The 17,951-nt window shown below is 73.6% G+C and carries 13 protein-coding genes and 1 riboswitch; of the genes, 8 read left to right on the top strand and 5 right to left on the bottom strand.

Annotated elements, in window-relative coordinates; all coding sequences use genetic code 11:
- Positions 1–31: 31 nt before the first annotated feature.
- Entirely contained in the window at positions 32–982 is a 951-nt protein-coding gene (locus AB0B35_RS30925; RefSeq protein WP_361052014.1) for a hypothetical protein, read from the bottom strand.
- A 217-nt stretch (positions 983–1,199) separates the two neighbouring features.
- Between AB0B35_RS30925 and AB0B35_RS30920 the strand changes: the two genes are divergently transcribed.
- From AB0B35_RS30920 to AB0B35_RS30905, 4 genes are all read left to right on the top strand, one after another.
- Positions 1,200–2,747 carry an IucA/IucC family protein gene (locus AB0B35_RS30920; protein WP_361052011.1) on the top strand — a complete coding sequence of 516 codons (1,548 nt, stop codon included), beginning with the start codon at positions 1,200–1,202 and terminating at the stop codon, positions 2,745–2,747.
- Positions 2,747–4,357 carry an IucA/IucC family protein gene (locus AB0B35_RS30915; protein WP_361052134.1) on the top strand — a complete coding sequence of 537 codons (1,611 nt, stop codon included), beginning with the start codon at positions 2,747–2,749 and terminating at the stop codon, positions 4,355–4,357. The genes AB0B35_RS30920 and AB0B35_RS30915 overlap by 1 nt, the downstream gene beginning before the upstream one ends.
- A gap of 94 nt (positions 4,358–4,451) precedes the next feature.
- Positions 4,452–5,636, top strand: a complete 1,185-nt coding sequence (locus tag AB0B35_RS30910; protein WP_361052008.1) for an alanine racemase — start codon at positions 4,452–4,454, stop codon at positions 5,634–5,636.
- 171 nt (positions 5,637–5,807) lie between these two features.
- Positions 5,808–7,547 (top strand): substrate-binding and VWA domain-containing protein, encoded by a 1,740-nt coding sequence (locus AB0B35_RS30905; RefSeq protein WP_361052005.1) that lies wholly within the window; start codon positions 5,808–5,810, stop codon positions 7,545–7,547.
- Positions 7,548–7,645: 98 nt separating this feature from the next.
- On the opposite strand, the gene AB0B35_RS30900 is transcribed toward AB0B35_RS30905, so the two are convergent.
- A complete protein-coding gene (locus tag AB0B35_RS30900) occupies positions 7,646–8,854 on the bottom strand; it encodes a chorismate-binding protein (protein ID WP_361052002.1) in 1,209 nt (402 codons plus the stop codon).
- Positions 8,855–9,029: 175 nt separating this feature from the next.
- Between AB0B35_RS30900 and AB0B35_RS30895 the strand changes: the two genes are divergently transcribed.
- Positions 9,030–9,227, top strand: a complete 198-nt coding sequence (locus tag AB0B35_RS30895; protein ID WP_120321268.1) for a DUF5999 family protein — start codon at positions 9,030–9,032, stop codon at positions 9,225–9,227.
- A gap of 118 nt (positions 9,228–9,345) precedes the next feature.
- Here the strand turns inward: AB0B35_RS30895 and gcvP are convergent, their stop codons facing one another.
- The 3 genes from gcvP to AB0B35_RS30880 all read right to left on the bottom strand — a co-directional run bounded on the left by gcvP (position 9,346) and on the right by AB0B35_RS30880 (position 14,852).
- The gene (gene gcvP / locus AB0B35_RS30890; protein ID WP_361051999.1) at positions 9,346–12,150 is read right to left on the bottom strand and encodes an aminomethyl-transferring glycine dehydrogenase; all 2,805 of its coding nucleotides are present in this window, start codon (positions 12,148–12,150) and stop codon (positions 9,346–9,348) included.
- Between the two features lie 99 nt (positions 12,151–12,249).
- Positions 12,250–12,338, bottom strand: a riboswitch (glycine riboswitch).
- Between the two features lie 237 nt (positions 12,339–12,575).
- Positions 12,576–13,553, bottom strand: coding sequence for a zinc-binding dehydrogenase (locus AB0B35_RS30885; RefSeq protein WP_361051996.1), 978 nt, complete (start codon positions 13,551–13,553; stop codon positions 12,576–12,578).
- Between the two features lie 84 nt (positions 13,554–13,637).
- Positions 13,638–14,852, bottom strand: coding sequence for a cysteine desulfurase-like protein (locus AB0B35_RS30880; RefSeq protein ID WP_361051993.1), 1,215 nt, complete (start codon positions 14,850–14,852; stop codon positions 13,638–13,640).
- 102 nt (positions 14,853–14,954) lie between these two features.
- Between AB0B35_RS30880 and AB0B35_RS30875 the strand changes: the two genes are divergently transcribed.
- The 3 genes from AB0B35_RS30875 to AB0B35_RS30865 all read left to right on the top strand — a co-directional run bounded on the left by AB0B35_RS30875 (position 14,955) and on the right by AB0B35_RS30865 (position 17,937).
- Positions 14,955–15,440 carry a molybdenum cofactor biosysynthesis protein gene (locus AB0B35_RS30875; protein ID WP_361051990.1) on the top strand — a complete coding sequence of 162 codons (486 nt, stop codon included), beginning with the start codon at positions 14,955–14,957 and terminating at the stop codon, positions 15,438–15,440.
- A gap of 326 nt (positions 15,441–15,766) precedes the next feature.
- Positions 15,767–16,348 (top strand): dihydrofolate reductase family protein, encoded by a 582-nt coding sequence (locus AB0B35_RS30870; RefSeq protein ID WP_361051987.1) that lies wholly within the window; start codon positions 15,767–15,769, stop codon positions 16,346–16,348.
- 50 nt (positions 16,349–16,398) lie between these two features.
- A complete protein-coding gene (locus AB0B35_RS30865; RefSeq protein WP_361051984.1) occupies positions 16,399–17,937 on the top strand; it encodes a tetratricopeptide repeat protein in 1,539 nt (512 codons plus the stop codon).
- The last annotated feature ends 14 nt before the right edge of the window (positions 17,938–17,951 follow it).

The raw sequence follows: 17,951 nt of genomic DNA, 5'->3' as shown, positions 1-17,951 counted from the left end.
CTTTACAACGCTCCGCTGCCGTAGGCAGGGGTTATGCGGCTGTGGTCAGGGTGTTTTCGCGGTCGGCGGCGAGGTGGGCCAGGCGCGCCCGCACGTCGGCGTGACGCCCGTCGAGCTGCTGCCCGATCCGGCCGACCTGCTCGTCGCACTGCTTCGCACTGGTCAGCGCCTGCTTGATCCGGTCGCGTACGGCCAGGTCGGTGAAGATGTTGTCGAACCAGACGTCCAGGAAACGGGTCAGCCCGCTGATGGTCAGCGCGGCTGCCGCACCGCCACCGGGCACGTCGGCCAGCTCGGCGTTCAGCACGGCGATGCGCTGGTCGGCCAGAGCCGCCGCCTTGGCGGCCTCGTCGAGCCGGTCGTGCTTGATCGCGCTGCTGATCATTCCGCCGCCGAAGAACGTGTCGTACGTCGACCAGTTGTCGGCACTGTCGAGCAGCTTCCACAGGTCGTGCAGGGCCTTCGACGCGGCGGCGGCCGCCTGCTGGGCCTCGCGGATCTCCTTCAGCTCGGCCTCGGCCACCCCGCGCGCCTCGGCGAGGTCGAGCAGCCGCCGGGCGCGGTCACCGCCGCCGGCCGCCAGGACCCGCTCCTTCTCGTCGAGGATCGCCGCGTACCGTCCCGGCGCGTCCTCCAGGGCCGTCAACCGGGCGGCGACGCCGTCGAGTTCCCGGCGTAGGGCACCCTCGTCGGCTTCGGCACGGGCCAGCCGGTACGCCGCCGCGTCGGCCTCGGCCCGCTCCCGCGCGATCGCGTCGTGACGGGTGCCGCGCAGCGCCGCGATCACCCGGGTGAGGGTGACCGTCTCCAGGCGTACGACGTCGCGGGCCTCCCGGGCGTGGGCCTGCGTCAGCTCCCGCACCAGCGTCTCGGCCTCCCCGATCAGCCGCAGCAGTTCGCGATGCCGAGCGACGGCGGCCTGCCGCTCGCGGTGCGCCTCGGCCGCGGCCGCCAGCCGCGCTTCCATGTCCCCGTCTGCCATGACCCACATTGCAGCAGCCCGGGGCAAGGCCCCAGGCAAGGCCTGGGGCCAGGCGCGACCGGCCGCCCGGCGGCGTCCCGGGGACGTCACTCCGGCTACGCGATCCTAGGACGCTAGGCTGAGAGCGGGCGCTGGCAGGCGGCCGCCCCGGTGGTCCACACTGGATCTCTGCCGAGCCCGCCGGACGAGGGAGTGGACCATCAACATCGTGCCGAGTGTGTCCGAGACGCTCCCCGGGGCCCGCGCGGCGATCCTGGCCCGGCTGTGGGGCGCGCTGGTGCGCGAGCCGCTGCCCGGCGTCGAGCGCCAGGTGTACGGCGGCGACGTCCGGGTCACCCTCGCCGGCGGCAAGCGGGTGATCGGTTCCGCCGCCATGGCCGAACCCTTCGCCGTGCCGCCCGAGGGCCTGCGCGTCGTCACCGACGCCGGAGCCTTCGACGACCCGGTCGAGCTGCTGCGAGCGCTGAACCTGCCCGGTGCCGGCGCACGCCTGACCGCGGAGGTCGCCGACAGCGTCGCCGGGCTCGCCCTGGCCCGCGCCAACCAGCCCTACCGGCCCGGCGGTGAGCCGACGCTGACCGTCCTGGCCGGACGCCCCGACGGGCTGGCCCTGCTGGAGCAGTCCGTCGTGGACGGCCACCCGCTGCACCCGTGCTGCCGCACCCGGCTGGGCATGTCCCAGGCCGAGGTGCTGCGCTACGCGCCCGAGCACCGGCCCACGGTCGAGCTGGAGGTGTTCACCGTGCCGGCCAAGCGCTGGCTGACCACCGGCGCGGGGCTCGCGCCGCGGCTGCCGGTGCACCCGTGGCAGCGCGAGCACGTGCTGTCGGCGTACCCCTTCCTCAAACCCGACGGTGCGCGGATCGCGGCCATGCCGCTGATGTCGCTGCGCACCCTGGCCGCGGCAGCCGACCCGACGCGGCACTACAAGACCGCGGTCGACGTGCAGATGACCAGCGCGGTGCGGACAGTCTCCCCCGCCGCGGTGCGCAACGGCCCGGTCGTGTCGAAACTGCTGGCCGTCGTCGCCGCGGACCTCGGGCTGCAGGTGTGGCCCGAGCTGGCCGCGGGCGCGGTGCTGGACACCGACGGCACGCCGCTGCGCAGCCTGGCCGTGGTGGTGCGGCGCGCCCCGAAGCCCGGCCCGAACGAGGTGGTCCTGCCGGTCGCGGCGCTGGCCGCCCCGTCCCCGGCGGACGGCCGCCCCCTGATCCGGGAGGCGGTCCTGCTCGGCTACGGCGGCCACCCGGCCGGTTTCCTCGCCGACCTGGCCGCGCTGATCGTGCCGACGCTGCTGACCCTGCTGCACCGCGGCGTCGCGCTGGAGGCGCACGGGCAGAACCTGCTGGTCACGCTCACCCACGGGCGGCCGACCGGGCTGTCCTACCGCGACATCGGCGGGGTGCGGCTGAGCCCCGAACGGCTGCGCCGCCACGGCGTGGACGTGCCCCGCCTGCACGGCGACCTGGCCAGCGACGACCCGGCCCAGCTGCGGGCCAAGGCGCTGGGCTCGGGCCTGGCGGTGGCGCTCGGCGAGCCGATCGCGGTGCTGTCCCGCGAGTACGGCATCGAGCCGCGGCAGTTGTGGCGGCTGGTGCGGGACCGGGTGGAGCAGGCGTACGACAACCTGCCGCCGTCGGCGGCCGCGGACGCGCGCTCGGTGCTCGGCGACCCGCTGCCGCTGAAGGCGACGACCGCGATGCTGCTGGCCGACGACCCGCTCGACGACGCCTGGGCGCAGCTGCCCAACCCGCTGGCCGCGTGATGCGCCCGCTCACCGACCCCATCGCCGCCGACCTGGCGGACCTGGCCCCGCAGCTGCTGACCGGCTACTTCGACGCGCTGCCGCAGGCCCGGATCACGGTGGCGACCAGGCTGGCCGAGGCGCTGTGGCGCGAGGACCTCGGCGACGCGCGCGCCCGTTTCCACGGCGAGCGGCACGGCTTCGACCGGGTGCTGCTCGGCCCGGTGGACGTCGACCCGGTCACCCTGGTGACCCACGAGGGCCTGCGCGCGGAGCTGGACAGCGCGGTGCACGGGCTGGCGCTGGCGTACGCCCGCCGCGCCACCATAGACCCCGGTCACCGGGCCGCGGCGGCCGTCGCGGGGGCCGCGGACATGCTCGCGCTGCTCGACGGCACCGCGCCCGACGAGCGCACCGCCCGGCTGGAGCAGCTCGCCGTCGAGGGGCACAACCTGCACCCGTGCGGGCGCACCCGGCTGGGCTGGGGCACCGGCGACCTGATCGCGCACGACCTGGAGAGCGAGTCGACCGCGATCGGCTTCCTGGCCGTGCCCCGGGAGCTGGCGCTGGGCGACGACCTGTCCGAGCGGCTGGGCGTGGCGGCCACCGGCGGGCGGCGGCTGCTGCCGGTGCACATCTGGCAGTTGCGGCACCTCACCGGTCGGCACCCGGCGCTGTTCGCCGACGGCACGCTGCGGGTGCTCGACGAGGTGCTGCCCGCGCGGCCGACCGCCGCGCTGCGCACCGTGCTGCCGCCGGGGTCGACGTACCTGAAGCTGTCGCTGGACATCCAGGTCACCTCGACCCGGCGCAGCATCTCCATCGCCTCCACCCGCAACGGCCCCGCGCTGAGCGAGGTGCTGGCCCGGCTGCTGGAGCTGGTGCCGGGCGGCGACCGGGTGCTGCTGATGGCCGAGCCCGCGGGCGTCGCCGGACTGCTGGAGGACGGCCGCCAGCTCAGCACGATCGTGCGCGACGGGCTGGGGGGCCGGCTGGCCGCCGACGAGCAGCCGGTCCCGGCGAGCTCGCTGGCCGCCGCCGACCCGGTCACCGGGCGCACGCTGCTGGCCGGGGTCGTCGACCGGTACGCGGGCACCCGCGCGCTGGCGGACCCGAGAGCGGCCGCGTCGGGCTTCCTGCGTGAGTACGCCGCGCTGCTGCTGCCGCCGGTGCTGGCGCTGGCCGCGCGGCACGGCATCGGCCTGGAGGCGCACCTGCAGAACTGCGTGCCGACGTTCCGGCACGGTGTCCCGCACCGGCTCGCCCTGCGGGACCTGGCCGGGCTGCGCGTGCACCACCCACGGCTGGCGGCTTCCGGGGCCCGGCTGCAGCTGTGGCCCGGCTCGGTGATCGGCACCGAGGACGAGGCGGTGCTGCTGTCGAAGGTGGCGTACACCGCGTTTCAGGCGCACCTTGGCGAGCTGGTGCTGCGGCTGGGGCAGTCGCACCGTCTGGCCGCCGACGCCGCATGGCGGATCGTGCGCGAGATCGTGGACGACAGCCTGGCCGGGCATCCCGACCACGCCTTCTACACTGCCGCGACGGTGCCGCACAAGGCGCTGACCCGGATGCGCCTGGCCGGCGCGGGCGACCTCTACGTCCCGGTGCAGAATCCGCTGTATGCCCTCTGATCAGCGCTCCCCGCACCGCGACACCCGCCGGACGGCTCCCTCGTCCGGCGGGGCCGCATCCGTCCCGGAAGTGTCCGGATCATGGACACCCGGGATGACGGACGCGGCTCCGGCAGGCCCGCACGGGGTCCCGGAGCGGATCGCGGCGGCGTTGCGCGGCCTCGACGGGCCGGTCTGCGCCTACGTCTACGACCCCGGCGTGCTGCGGGCCCGGGTCGGCGAGCTGCGGCGGGCGCTGCCCGGGGTGACCGTCTGCTACGCGGTGAAGGCCAACGGGCACCCGGCGATCGTCGGCGCGGCCGCCGACGCCTGCGACGGGCTGGAGGTCGCTTCCGGCGGCGAGCTGGCCCTGGCCGAGGCGGCCGGGGCACGGCGGATCGTGTTCGGCGGCCCCGCCAAGACCGACGCCGAGCTGGCGTACGCGCTGCGCCTGGGCGCGGCCGCGGACGTGACCGTGAACGTGGAGAGCGTGCACGAGCTGCGCCGGCTGAGCCTGCTCGCGCAGCGGGCGGGCGCCACGGCGACGGTCACGCTGCGGGTGAACCGCGCCGACGCCGGGCTGCCCGGCACGCACGCGATGACCGGCGCGCCGACCCCGTTCGGCGTCGAGGAGGCGCAGCTGCCGGAAGCGGTCGCACTGGCCCGGTCCCTGCCCGGCCTGGACCTGGCCGGCTGGCACCTGCACGCGGTCTCCAACAACCTCGACGCGGCCGCGCACTCGGCCTTCCTCGCCGAGGCGCTGCGCTGGTCGGCGGCCACGTCGCGGCGGCTGGGCGTGCCGCTGCGCACGGTGAACGCGGGCGGCGGCTTCGGCGTCGACTACCCCGGTGACGCGGTGTTCGCGCTGGACGAGCTGCGGGTGAGCGTGCCGGACGGGGTCGAGCTGGTCGTCGAGCCGGGACGGTGGCTCGCCGCCGACGCGGGCTGGTACGCCGCCGAGGTGCTCGACCTCAAGCACACCCACGGGCGGTGGTTCGCGGTGCTGCGCGGCGGCACTCACCACTTCCGGCTGCCCGCGGCCTGGGGATACGACCACCCGTTCACGGTGCTGCCGGTGGACCGGTGGGAGTACCCCTGGCCCCGGCCCGAGGTCGCCGGGGTGGCGGTGGACGCCGTCGGTGAGCTGTGCACGCCCCGCGACGTGCTCTGCCGCGGCCGGCACGTGGACCGGCTGCGGGTCGGTGACCTGCTGGTGTTCGGCCGGACGGGGGCGTACGGCTGGGACATCTCGCACCACGCGTTCCTGCGGCATCCGGAGCCGGCTTTCCTCGTCATCTGACCGCGCAGAGTGATCCCGCGGTCTACCCAGCGAATCGGATGATCACGAGATGGTCCGCCCTGTTCGACCTGGCTTGACAAGGTCCTAGACTGTGCCGGTTCCACCACGAGTTGTGGTGCGCAACACCCCCTCTTTCACCCCCCTCGACACCCCTCGAAAGCGGAGGCCCCGATGCCGAACGGCCGTAACTCCACGGTCCGATCGCACCGGCGCGGTGGTGGCCGTCGCCGCAGCATCGCACCGTGGATCGTCATCCCGACGGCGCTCGTGCTGATCGGTTCCGGTGCGACCATCGGCTACGTGTACGTCATCAAGGACTCGTGCAGCGGCAGCACCCAGGCCACTGTCGTGGCCGAACCGGGAACCGCCAACCTGCTGCGCGCGCTGGCCGGCAAGTGGGCCGAGACCAACCCGTCGGTCGACGGTGTCTGTGCCTCGGTGACGATCGGCGAGCAGGACACCGCCGCGACCGTACGCGCGCTGGCCCGCGAATGGGACACGGCCGTCTCCGGCCCGGCTCCCGACGTGTGGGTCCCACCGTCCAGCGCCTGGGTGAAGGCGGCCGCCGCCACCAGCGAGGCAGCCGACAAGGTCCTGCCGGACCGGCTGCCGAGCGTGGCGCGTACGCCCGTGGTCATCGCCATGCCGCAGGCCGCGGCCGAGAAGCTCGGCTGGCCCGACGCGAAGCTCGACTGGAAGGACCTGCTCGACAAGCTCGCCAAGGACAGCTCCGTCAAGGTCGGCATGAGCGACCCTGCGGCGTCCACGGCCGGCCTGCTCGCGCTGTCGGCGATCATCGACGCCGACGACAACACCGAGGTCGACCCGGAGGAGCTGGGCCGCGTCTTCGCGCTGGAGCAGCGCATGGCGCTGTACCGGACGACCACCGAGGAGCTGTTCGCCGAGTTCGTCAGCGGCGGCGGCAAGACGGTGAACGCGTTCCCGGCCCTGGAGCAGGACGTGGTGCGGCACAACGCCGAGCACCCCGACCTGCCGCTGGTGGCCGTCTACCCGCAGAACGCCACCACCGAGGCCGACAACCCGTACCTGGTGCTCAAGAACGCCGCCTGGACCACCCCGCAGCGCTCCGCCGCGGCCGAGGCGTTCCTGAGCTACCTGCGCGGCGACGCCGCCCGCGGTGAGGTGCAGAAGCAGGGCTACCGCGACTCCAACCGCCAGCCCGGTCCGCAGCTGTCCCCCGCCAACGGCGTGATCAGCAAGCTCACCGCCCTGCCGGGCGGCGTGCTGCTCACCGAGTCGATCACCAAGACGACGGAGACCTGGACGGCGCTCACCCGTCCCACCAACATGCTGCTGGTGCTCGACGTGTCGGGTTCCATGGGCGGCGTGGTGCGGGGCACCGGCGGCCAGACCAAGCTCGACCTGACCAAGGCGGGCGCGCAGGAAGCCGTCGACATGTTCGGCGACGACGCGCAGGTCGGCCTGTGGAGCTTCTCGTCCAAGCAGACCGGCAACAAGGCGTACAAGGAACTGGTGCCGCTGGGCAAGATGACCGAGGAGGTCTCGGGCAAGCCCCGCCGCGACCAGCTCACGTCGAAGCTCAAGGCCCTGGAGCCGGGTGGCGCCACCGGCATGTACGACACGGTCTGGGCGGCATACCAGACGATGCAGAAGAACTACGTGCCGGGCGCGACGAACATGATCGTGCTGCTGTCCGACGGCGCGGACGACGACCAGCTGGCAGGCCTCAAGCTCGAGCAGCTGATCGAGAAGATCAACGGCGCGGACAAGGAGCGGCCGGTCAAGGTCGTCACCATCGCCCTGGGCAAGCCGTCCAACAGCGAGGCCCTCGCCAAGATCTCGGCCGCCACCAAGGTCAGCACCTACAGCTCCGAGCGCTCGTACGACATCGGCAACGTCCTGCGCGCCGCCATCTTCGACTTCCAGTGACCACCCGGCGGCCCCGCCGCCCCTCCTCGCGCAACTTTTAAAGACTCGCGGCCTCAGGACTGTCCTGAGGCCGCGAGTCTTCAAAGTTGCGGAACGGGTCAGCGGAGGCCGTGGAGGGCGGCGCGGACGGGGGCGGCTTTGGCGGCGGCCTCGGCGACCTCGGCGGCGGGGTCGGAGTCGATGGTGATGCCGCCGCCCGCCCAGACGTGCAGGTCCTGGCCGTCCGCCGCGACCGTGCGGATGGTAAGGCCGAGGTCGATGCCGTCGGGCCCGATCCAGCCGAGCGCGCCCATGCTGACGCCGCGGCCGACCGGTTCCAGGGCGGCGATCTCGCGCAGCGCGGCGAGCTTGGGCGCGCCGGTGACCGAGCCGCCGGGGCAGATCGCCCGGAGCAGCTCCGCCAGCCCGGTGCCGGGCCGCAGCAGCGCGGTCACCTCCGACTCGGCCTGCCACAGGTCGGCCCAACGGCGTACGGCGAACAGCTCGGGCACGCGTACCGTGCCGGTCTGCGCGACGTGTGAGAGGTCGTTGCGCTGCAGGTCGACGATCATGATGTGCTCGGCGCGCTCCTTGGGCGAGGAGAGCAGCTCGACCCGGCCGGCCTCGGTGGCCGGCGTGGTGCCTTTGATGGGCCGGGTGACCGCGTGCCCGCCACGGACCTCCAGCAGGGTCTCCGGGGAGGCGCAGCCGATCGCCCAGCCGTCGCCCTGCAGGATCCCGGCGTAGCGCGCTCCGGGCAGGCGCGTCACCCGGCGCAGCGCGGGCAGCGGGTCCCCGTGGTACTGGGCGGCGGCGTGGCCGACCATGTTGACCTGGTAAACGTCGCCGCGGGCGATGGCCTCGCGGACCGACTCCACCGCCTCGGCATGGCGCGAAGGGCTCCAGGAGGGCCGCCACGGGCCGAGCCGCCACGCCCCCGCCGTTCGGCCGAGGTCGCCCGCGGACGGCTCCTGGAGGCGTAGGTTTGCCGTGTGTTCGTATACCACGACGACCACGTCCGGCACGGCCGGCGCGGGGCTGGGCGCCCCGAGGCAGCCACCGATCATGGCGGCCCCGCCCGCCGCGGACACGAACAGCGCGGAGCCGCAGACCTCATGGGCCAGCCCCGCCAGGGACGGCCCGGACAGGTCGCCGACCGGCAGCCCGTGCCGGGCCAGGAAGTTCTCGACCAGCGTGGCCGGATCGCCCGGGTCGCCCACACGCCACTCCAGCCGGGAGCGTTCCCATGCCTGGTCACGGCAGGTCGCCGGAATGCCGGGAATATCCCTGGCCGTCCCGTGGGTGGGGGCTAGACCGACTGGCTTCATTCCGCTCGTCCGAAAGGTTGATATCTAGAAAGGCCCTGCGTTACCTGCTCGTAAAAGGCTCGTTCGGCTTGGTAGCGTGCGTCACTGTTGTGATCGACAGCACACCGGCGACGGACGGTCTCAGATCGAGCTTCCAACGCCACCACCCCTAACCGAATCGCGGAGAACCCCGATGTTGTGCCAGCACCAACCGGTCTGCCCCTCAGCCGACGCGATCGACCACGACGCTGCCAAGGTCGTCGCGTCCTTCCCTGAGCAGGGCTGGAGCCTGCTCTGCAACGGCGTCATCGTTTTCGAGGACACCGGCGAGCTGCTCCCCGACGGGTCGAGCATCGCTCCGCACCGCGGTCCCGCGGTGCACGCCATGGCCTGACCCTAACGGCGAAGACCCGGGGCGCGACGCAGCGCCCCGAAAGATCATTAGAACACCCGCCGAGCCGGCCCGAAGCCCGCGTCGTATGGACGCCTCCCCGGGCCGGCGGCAGCAGGCCTCAGGCGAACGCCTCCGGCGGCGGGCACGAGCAGACCAGGTTCCGGTCCCCGAAGGCGCCGTCGATGCGCCGGACCGGCGGCCAGTACTTTCCGGCGCGCTCCGACGCGCTCACCAGACCCGGGTAGGCCGCGACCGAGCGCGGGTACGCGTGGTCCCAGGAGTCCCCGGTCACCATCGACGCCGTGTGCGGCGCGTTGACCAGCGGGTTGTCATCGGCCGGCCACTCCCCCGCGCCGACCTTGTCGATCTCGCGGCGGATCGAGATCATCGCGTTGACGAAGCGGTCCAGCTCGCCCAGGTCCTCGCTCTCGGTCGGCTCCACCATCAGGGTGCCGGCGACCGGGAACGACATCGTCGGGGCGTGGAAGCCGTAGTCGATCAGGCGCTTGGCCACGTCGTCCACGGTCACGCCGGTGGCCTTGGTGATCGGCCGCAGGTCGAGGATGCACTCGTGGGCGACCAGGCCCTTGTTGCCGCTGTACAGCACCGGGTAGTGCTCCTTCAGCCGGGCCGCGACGTAGTTGGCCGCCAGCACCGCGGTGCCGGTCGCGGCCGCCAGGCCGTCCGGGCCCATCATGCGCAGGTACGCCCACGGGATGGGCAGGATGCCGGCGCTGCCGTGCGGGGCCGCGCTGATCGCCGACACGTCCTTGGTGCCCGGCAGGTACGGGGCCAGGTGCGAGCGCACGGCCACCGGGCCGACGCCAGGACCGCCGCCGCCGTGCGGGATGCAGAACGTCTTGTGCAGGTTCAGGTGCGACACGTCCGCGCCGAACTTGCCCGGCTTGGCGAAGCCGACCAGCGCGTTGAGGTTCGCGCCGTCGACGTACACCTGACCGCCGGCCTCGTGCACCTTGGCGCACAGCGAGGCGATGCCGGTCTCGTACACGCCGTGCGTCGACGGGTAGGTGACCATGATCGCCGCGAGGTCGTCGCGGTGCTTGTCGATCGCCCGGTCGAGGTCGACCAGGTCCACGTTGCCGGAGTCGTCGCAGGCCACCACGACCACGCGCATGCCGGCCATCACGGCGCTGGCCGCGTTGGTGCCGTGCGCGCTGGACGGGATCAGGCACACGTCGCGGTGGGCCTCGCCGTTGGCGCGGTGGTACGCCCGGATCGCCAGCAGGCCGGCCAGCTCGCCCTGCGAACCGGCGTTCGGCTGCACGCTGACCGCGTCGTACCCGGTGACCTCGGCCAGCCAGCCCTCCAGCTGCGCGATCATGTCGCGGTAGCCGGCGGTCTGGTGCTGCGGCGCGAACGGGTGCAGCTGGCCGAACTCGGGCCAGGTGACCGCTTCCATCTCGGTGGTGGCGTTGAGCTTCATGGTGCACGAGCCCAGCGGGATCATGCCCCGGTCCAGCGCGTAGTCGAGGTCCGACAGGCGGCGCAGGTAGCGCAGCATCGCCGTCTCGCTGTGGTGGCTGGAGAACACCTCGTGGGTGAGGAACTCGGTGTCGCGGGCCAGCTCCGCCGGGATCGCGGTGGCCTGGCGCGGCTCGGCCAGGGTCACGCCGAACGCGGCGCAGACCGCCTTCAGGTGCGCGACCGTGGTGGTCTCGTCGCAGGACACGCTCACCCGGTCGGCGTCGACCAGGCGCAGGTTGATCCCGTCGCGCTCGGCGGCGGCGACCACGGTCTGCGCGCGGCCCGGCACGACCGCGGTGACGGTGTCGAAGAACGCGGTGTGCGCGACCTCGACGCCGCCGGTGAGCAGGCTGACCGCCAGGCGGCTCGCGCTGTCGTGCGCGTGCCGGGCGATCTTCCGCAGCCCGTCCGGGCCGTGGTAGACGGCGTACATGCTGGCCATGACGGCGAGCAGCACCTGCGCGGTGCAGATGTTGCTGGTCGCCTTCTCCCGCCGGATGTGCTGCTCACGGGTCTGCAGGGCGAGCCGGTACGCGCGGGTGCCATCGGCGTCCTTGGAGACGCCCACCAGGCGGCCGGGCAGCGAGCGCTCCAGACCGGCGCGCACCGCGAGGTAGCCGGCGTGCGGGCCGCCGAAGCCCATCGGCACGCCGAAGCGCTGGGCGCTGCCGCAGGCGATGTCCGCGCCGATGCTGCCCGGGGCGCGGACCAGGGTCAGCGCCAGCAGGTCCGCGGCCACCGAGACCAGGGCCTGGCGGGCGTGCGCGGTCTCGATCAGGGCGGCGTGGTCGCGCAGCGCGCCGGACGCGCCCGGGTACTGCAGCTGCAGGCCGAAGAACTGCTCGGGCAGCTCCTCGGCGTCCAGGTCGAGCACGCGGACCTCGATGCCGAGCGGCTCGGCCCGGGTGGCGATCACGTCGATGGTCTGCGGCAGCGTGTCCGCGTCGACGACGAACACGTTGCTCTTGCTCTTCGACGAACGGCGGGCCAGCGTCATCGCCTCGGCGGCGGCGGTGCCCTCGTCGAGCATGGAGGCGTTGGCGGTGGCCAGGCCGGTGAGGTCGGTGACCACGGTCTGGAAGTTGAGCAGGGCCTCCAGCCGGCCCTGGCTGATCTCCGGCTGGTACGGCGTGTAGGCCGTGTACCAGGCCGGGCTCTCCAGCACGTTGCGCTTGATCACGCCGGGCACGTGGGTGCCGTAGTAGCCCAGGCCGATCATGGAGGTGGCGACCGTGTTGCGGTCGGCGAAGGCGCGCAGCTCGGCGATGGTCTCGGCCTCGGTCGCGGCGGCCGGGAGGTCCAGCGCGCCGTGCCAGCGGATCACCTCGGGGATGGCCGCGTCCATCAGCTCCTCGATCGAGGAGTAGCCGATGGCGTTGAGCATGCTCTCGGTCTGGTCTGAACCGGGACCGATGTGGCGTTCTACGAAGGCGCTCAATGTGTGCTCCGGGGTCGAGGACTATGGATAGCCCTCCCCCTCTGTCACGGGCGATGCTCATGAGCCTCGCCACGGCGGGTCGCGCCGCTCCAGAGTCGCCATGCCCGTACGGTTCGGGTGCCTGAGAGGTTCCGGGGAGGAATTGCCCCTTCGGCGCCGCTTTACGCGGACTCTCCCACACGGGTGTGCCGGCACCGCCCACGCTACCAGCACGTGTGTTTCGGCACCGTAACCCAGGCCACTCACACGCCGGTCGGCCGGCCGCCGACCGCCCCATGATCGCTCGACTTGCCAGGCACCTGTGCGTATCTTGCGCACCCATTCACACATGTGCCCGGCAAGTCGAATGATCATGGTGTGGGACGCGCCCGCGCCGAAGCGCCACGTGGCCGGTGAGACCTCGCGCGGTCAGGTGCGCGGGCGGATCAGGGGATCAGGACGACCTTGCCGACAGTGGCCCGGGTCTCCAGGGCGGTGTGGGCGCGGGCGGCTTCGGCGAGCGGGAACGTGGTGATCGCCGGGGTGAGCCAGCCCTCGGCGGCGTCGCGCAGGGCCTGCTCCTCCAGGGGGCGCAGGCTGCCCGCGACCTTCATCATGGCCGGGCCGATCGCCGACGAGGCGATGATGCCCCGGGCGTACAGGTCCTGGGTGGTGAGCTGGGTCGGCGCGCCGGCGGACCCGCCGAAGATCAGGAAGCGGCCGAGCGGGGCGAGCAGTTCCAGGGCCGCGCGGCCCCGCTCGCCGCCGACGCCGTCGAGGACCACGGTCAGGTCGCGCTCACCCAGTTCGGCACGCACCTTGCCGGCCCAGCCCGGCTCCAGGTAGTCGGCGGCGATGTCGGCTCCGTTGCGCTGGACCCGGGCCACCTTGTCCGGGCCGCCCGCCGCGCCGACGACCAGCGCTCCGGCCCGCTGCGCCGCCTGCACGAGCAGCGTGCCCAGACCGCCTGCCGCGCCGGTGACCAGCACCGCGTCGGCATCGGTAAGGCGCGCCAGGCGCAGCACACCGACCGCGGTCCGGCCGGTGCCGATCATCGCCACCGCGGCCGGGGCGCTGAGTTGCTCGGGGATCTCGTGCAGGGAGGCGACGGCGGCGACCGCACGGGAGGCGTACCCCCCGCTGGTCATGCCCAGGTGTGCGACCACGCGCCGGCCCTGCCACGCCGGGTCGACGCCCGGCCCGGTGCCGCCCACTCGCCCGGCGACCTCCCGGCCCGGCGTCATCGGCAGCGTGGGCGGCGGGAACGGCCCCGGGCTGCCGGAGCGGATCGTGGTGTCGACGAGGTGCACCCCGGCGGCCTCGACCTCGATCAGCACCTGCCCCTCGCCCGGCACCGGGTCGGGGACCTCCTCGAAGCGGAGGTTCTCGGCGGGGCCGAACTCGTACTGCCGGATGGCGTGCATGGGCGCTCCTGGGTGTGCGTCGGTTGCGACGACGCTAGGAGTTCAAGTGCACTTGAGGTCAAGCCGCGACGCCGACGCGCTGCCTCAGGCCGCCTGCTTGGCCAGCGCGCGGACCGCGTCCAGCAGCACGTCGACGTCCTCGGCGGTCGTGTAGTGGTAGATGCCGGCCCGCACCGCGCCGCCGGAGTCCCGCAGGCCCATCGTGTGGAAGTACTCCCACGCGTAGTAGTCCCCGGCGAACGCGCAGATGCCCGCGTCGCCGAGCGCCTTGGACGTCTCGGCCGGGTGCGTCGACCCGACCCGGAACGACACCGTCGGGCACCGGTCGGCCGGGGCCGGGCACAGCGACACCCCGTCGATCGCGGCGAGCCCGTCCACGAGCCGGGCGAACAGCTCCGCCTCGTAGTCGCGTACCGCGGCCAGGGAGGTCAGCAGGCGCTCGCGCCGGGACCCGGTCGCGGCCGGGTCGAGACCCGCCAGGTGATCGACGGCGGCGGTGACGCCGGCCAGGGACGCGAAGCTCGGCGTGCCGAACTCGAAGCGCTCCGGCACCGCGTCACTGGACGGGCGCAGCTTCGCCGGGAACATCCCCGCCCACAGCGCGGGGTCCGCCACGCAGGCGGCCAGATGCGGGCCGGACCACTTGTACGCGCTGGTCACGTAGAAGTCCGCGCCGAGCGCCGCGACGTCGGTCGGCTGGTGCGGCGTCGCGTGCACGCCGTCCACGAAGACCAGCGCCCCGGCGGCGTGCGCGATCGCGGCGATGGCGGGCACGTCCGGCCGGGTGCCGATCGCGTTGCTGCCCGCGGTCACCGCGACGAGCCGGGTGCGGTCGCTGACCAGGTCCTTGTACTGCCAGGTCGGCAGCTCACCGGTGGCCGGGTCGAACTCGGCCCAGCGCACGGTCGCGCCCTGCTCGTCGGCGACCTGCACCCACGGGCGCACGTTCGAGTCGTGATCGAGCCGCGAGACGACCACCTCGTCGCCCGGACCCCACGACTGGCCGAGTGTGCGGGCGACCAGGTACACCAGCGACGTCGCGCTGTTACCGAAGACCACCCCGGCCGGGTCCGCGCCGAGCAGGTCGGCGACCGCGCGGCGGGCGTCCGCGACGATCCCGATCGCGCGCCGGCCGGGCGCGAACGCGTCGCTGCGGTTGGCCACCGCACCCCGGTACACGGCGTCGACCGCCTGCGCGACCGGCTCCGCGACCAGCGAGCCCGCGGCCGCGTCGAAGTGCCGGAAACCCTCACCCAGGGCCGGGTATGCAGCGCGAGCCCGCGCGATGTCGAACGCCATGCCCGCCACCCTAACCACCCGCCCACTCTGCCGTCATGATCCAAACGGCCGGTGTCCGCGCCGCGCCTTCGGACCGCACGGCCGCGGTCGTAGGGTGGGGTGGTGGCGGAGATCGTGCAGCTGCTGGCGTCGGGGGTGCGGCGGTTTCAGGGGCGGCCCGCGGACGGGCCCTCGCCGGCGCCGCAGGGCGAGCTGGTCGAGCAGGTACGGATCCGCGCGCAGCTCGGCATCGTCGGGGACCGGTACTTCGGCAGGCAGGCGCACCGGGACGCGAGCGTGACCGTGATCGCGCAGGAGTCGCTGCCGCCCGGCGCGGACCTGACCCAGGTCCGGCGCAACATCCTGACCAGCGGCATCGCCGTCGACGACCTGGTCGGCTCGGTGCTGGTGCTCGACTCCGGCGACGGGCCGGTGCGGCTGCGCGTCAACCGCCCCGCCCACCCCTGCGCCTGGATGGACGTGACCATCGGCCCCGGCGCCTGGCGGGCGCTGCGCGGCAAGGGCGGCATCCGCTGCACACCACTCGACGACGGCATCCTGCGCGTCGGCCCGGTCGAGGTCTCGATCGCCCCCATTCCCCAGGCGTAGCGCAGGCAGCCCGTCGTGGACCGCCGGCGGTTCTCACCAGGGTTCGGGGCCGTCCTCGCTGCTCACCCGGGGTTCCGTGGGGCTGCCCTGCACCTTCAAGGAACTGCAGGATCAGGAGTGGCGATTGCTGCAGTTTCCTTGAAGTGCAGCGGGGTCACGGCTTGGGCGTCCCGTCCTTGGCCGGGCCTATGGACACGCACCAGCGGTCGTCGCAGGTGGCCGGTCCATCCACATGCGCAGGAGTCGTGCTGTCGATCCGGCGGCCGCTCGTTCGTACAGACGGAGACGGGCCGACGCGGTCGGCCACGAGCGGCAGGGAGAGACGTGTGCGCAAGCTGATGGTCATCGAGTTCGTGACCCTGGACGGGGTCATGCAGAGCCTCGGTTCCCCGGACGAGGACCGCGACGGCGGCTTCGAGCACGGCGGCTGGGCCGCGCCGTACTTCGACGAGGTCCAGGCGTCGGCGGCGGGCGAAGGGCTCAAGAACACGACGGCGTACCTGTTCGGGCGGCGGACCTACGAGAAGATGGCCGCGTTCTGGCCCACCCAGCCCGACGAGAACCCGATGGCGGCCCACCTCAACGCCACCCCCAAACACGTCGCCTCCCGGACCCTGACCCACGTGGCCTGGCCCGGCGCGTCCGTGCTTCAGGGCGACCTGGCTCAGGCGGTGCGCGACCTCAAAGCGCAGGGCGACGGGGTGATCGCCGTGCTGGGCAGCGGGGTGCTCGTGCAGGAGCTGATCGCGCAGAACCTGGTCGACGGATACCGGCTGTTCCTGCACCCGCTGCTGCTCGGCACCGGCAAGCGGCTGTTCAACGAGATGCCCCGCCCGCAGCGGCTCCGCCTCGTCGACAGCACCCCGACCAGCACCGGCGTGCTCATGCTCGGCTACGACGTGGTGTGACCGCCGCACCGCCCCCCACCGCACCTGAAGATCACGCATAATCCGTCGTCGTGAGCGATCCCGTGGCGCAGGGCGACGACCTCCTCGACGACCTCCAGCGAGCCGAAGCCCTGCTGACGGTGGGCCGTCCCGACGCCGCCGGGCAGATCCTGGCCGGGGTGCTGGGCCGCCACCCGGACAACGCCCCCGCCCTGTGCCTGCTGGCGATCGTGGAGAGCAAACGCGGCGACCACCGCGCGATGCTGCGCGCCGCCGACGCGGCCGTGGCTGCCGAGCCGAGCAGCGACTGGGCACACCGGCTGCGTTCGACGGCGCTGCGCCATCGCTGCCGTCCGCTGGAGGCGAGGGAGGCGGCGCTGGAGGCCGTACGGCTCGCGCCCGACAACTGGGCCTGCCACATCGTGCTCGCCGAGAGCGAGCTGCTGGACGAGACCGTGGTCGGGGTCGAGGCGGCGTATCTGGCCGCGAGCAGGGCCGTGGAACTGGCGCCGGACGAACCGGACGCGCACCTGACGCTGGGCCGGGTCCACGCCGCGGCGTTCGATCCCGCCTACGCGCAGGCCTGCTACGAGCAGGCGCTGGCCCTCGATCCGCAGCACGTGGCCGCGCGCAACAACCTGGCCGTCGAGCAGCTCAGGACGGGCCGTTACACCGCGGGCGGCCGGACGCTCATCGACGCCCTGGCCCAGGACCCGCAGCACGACCTGCTGCACCGGAACCTGGGCCAGGCCGTGCACGCCTGGCTGCACCGCCTCGCGGACGGCGCGGTGCTGGCGTGGCTGTGCTGGGCGGCCGTCCTGCTGAGCGGGAGCCCACGCGCCGAACGGATCGCCGGTGGCGCGCTGGCCGTGCTGGTGGCCGCCGGTGCGGGGTGGTCCTACGCGCGGCTGCCGACCGCGATGCGGCGGCTGGTCCGCAGACTGCCCGCCCGAGCCGAGTACGGCCGGATCGCGGCGTGGGCCTGCGTCGCCGTGCCCTTCGTCGCGCTGCTGCTCAGGCCGGTCGCGAGCACACCGGCACTGCGGGGCGTCGCCGCGGGCCTCACCCTGTTCGCTGTCATCGCCGCTTTCGTGACGGCGTCGCGGGCGTACACCCGGGTTCTCGGCGCCGCCGCACGGCTGCACCGCAGGTGGCGGCACCGGGTCTTCCTCCGGCGCGGTGCCCGGCAGCCGGATTCACGCGCTCGCGGCGTCGCAGCCAGATATACCGCGCTTCGAGTGGTCGCGATCGCCGGCAGGGTCGTCGTCGGGCTGGCCGCCGTCGGTGTCGTCAGCGCGCTGATCCTCCGGCCGCACGGTGAGACCGCGCCGCCGCCCGCGAAGGTGCCGACCGGCCAGTGCCTGACGTCGCCCGACGGCGGGGCCGCCCGGCCCGGCGTCGTTCTCGCGGGCCAGGCGCAGCTCGTGGCCTGCGACGACGCGCGGGCCGTCTACCGTGTCACCGGTGTCATGACCCTGCCCTCGACCGCCCCGGACGGCCCACAGGCAATCTCCTGCGGCGACACCGCGGCGGACACCACCCAGACCGTGATGATCGGCTGGCACGACGGCGGCCACGTCGTCTCCCTCTGCCTCACCGCCGCCCACTGACGCACCGAGCGGCG

It is taken from the genome of Catellatospora sp. NPDC049133, assembly GCF_040648455.1.
Classification (GTDB): Bacteria; Actinomycetota; Actinomycetes; order Mycobacteriales; family Micromonosporaceae; genus Catellatospora; species Catellatospora aurea.
Note: the sequence above shows the minus strand (reverse complement) of the source record. Positions and strands in the feature narration are given on the sequence as shown.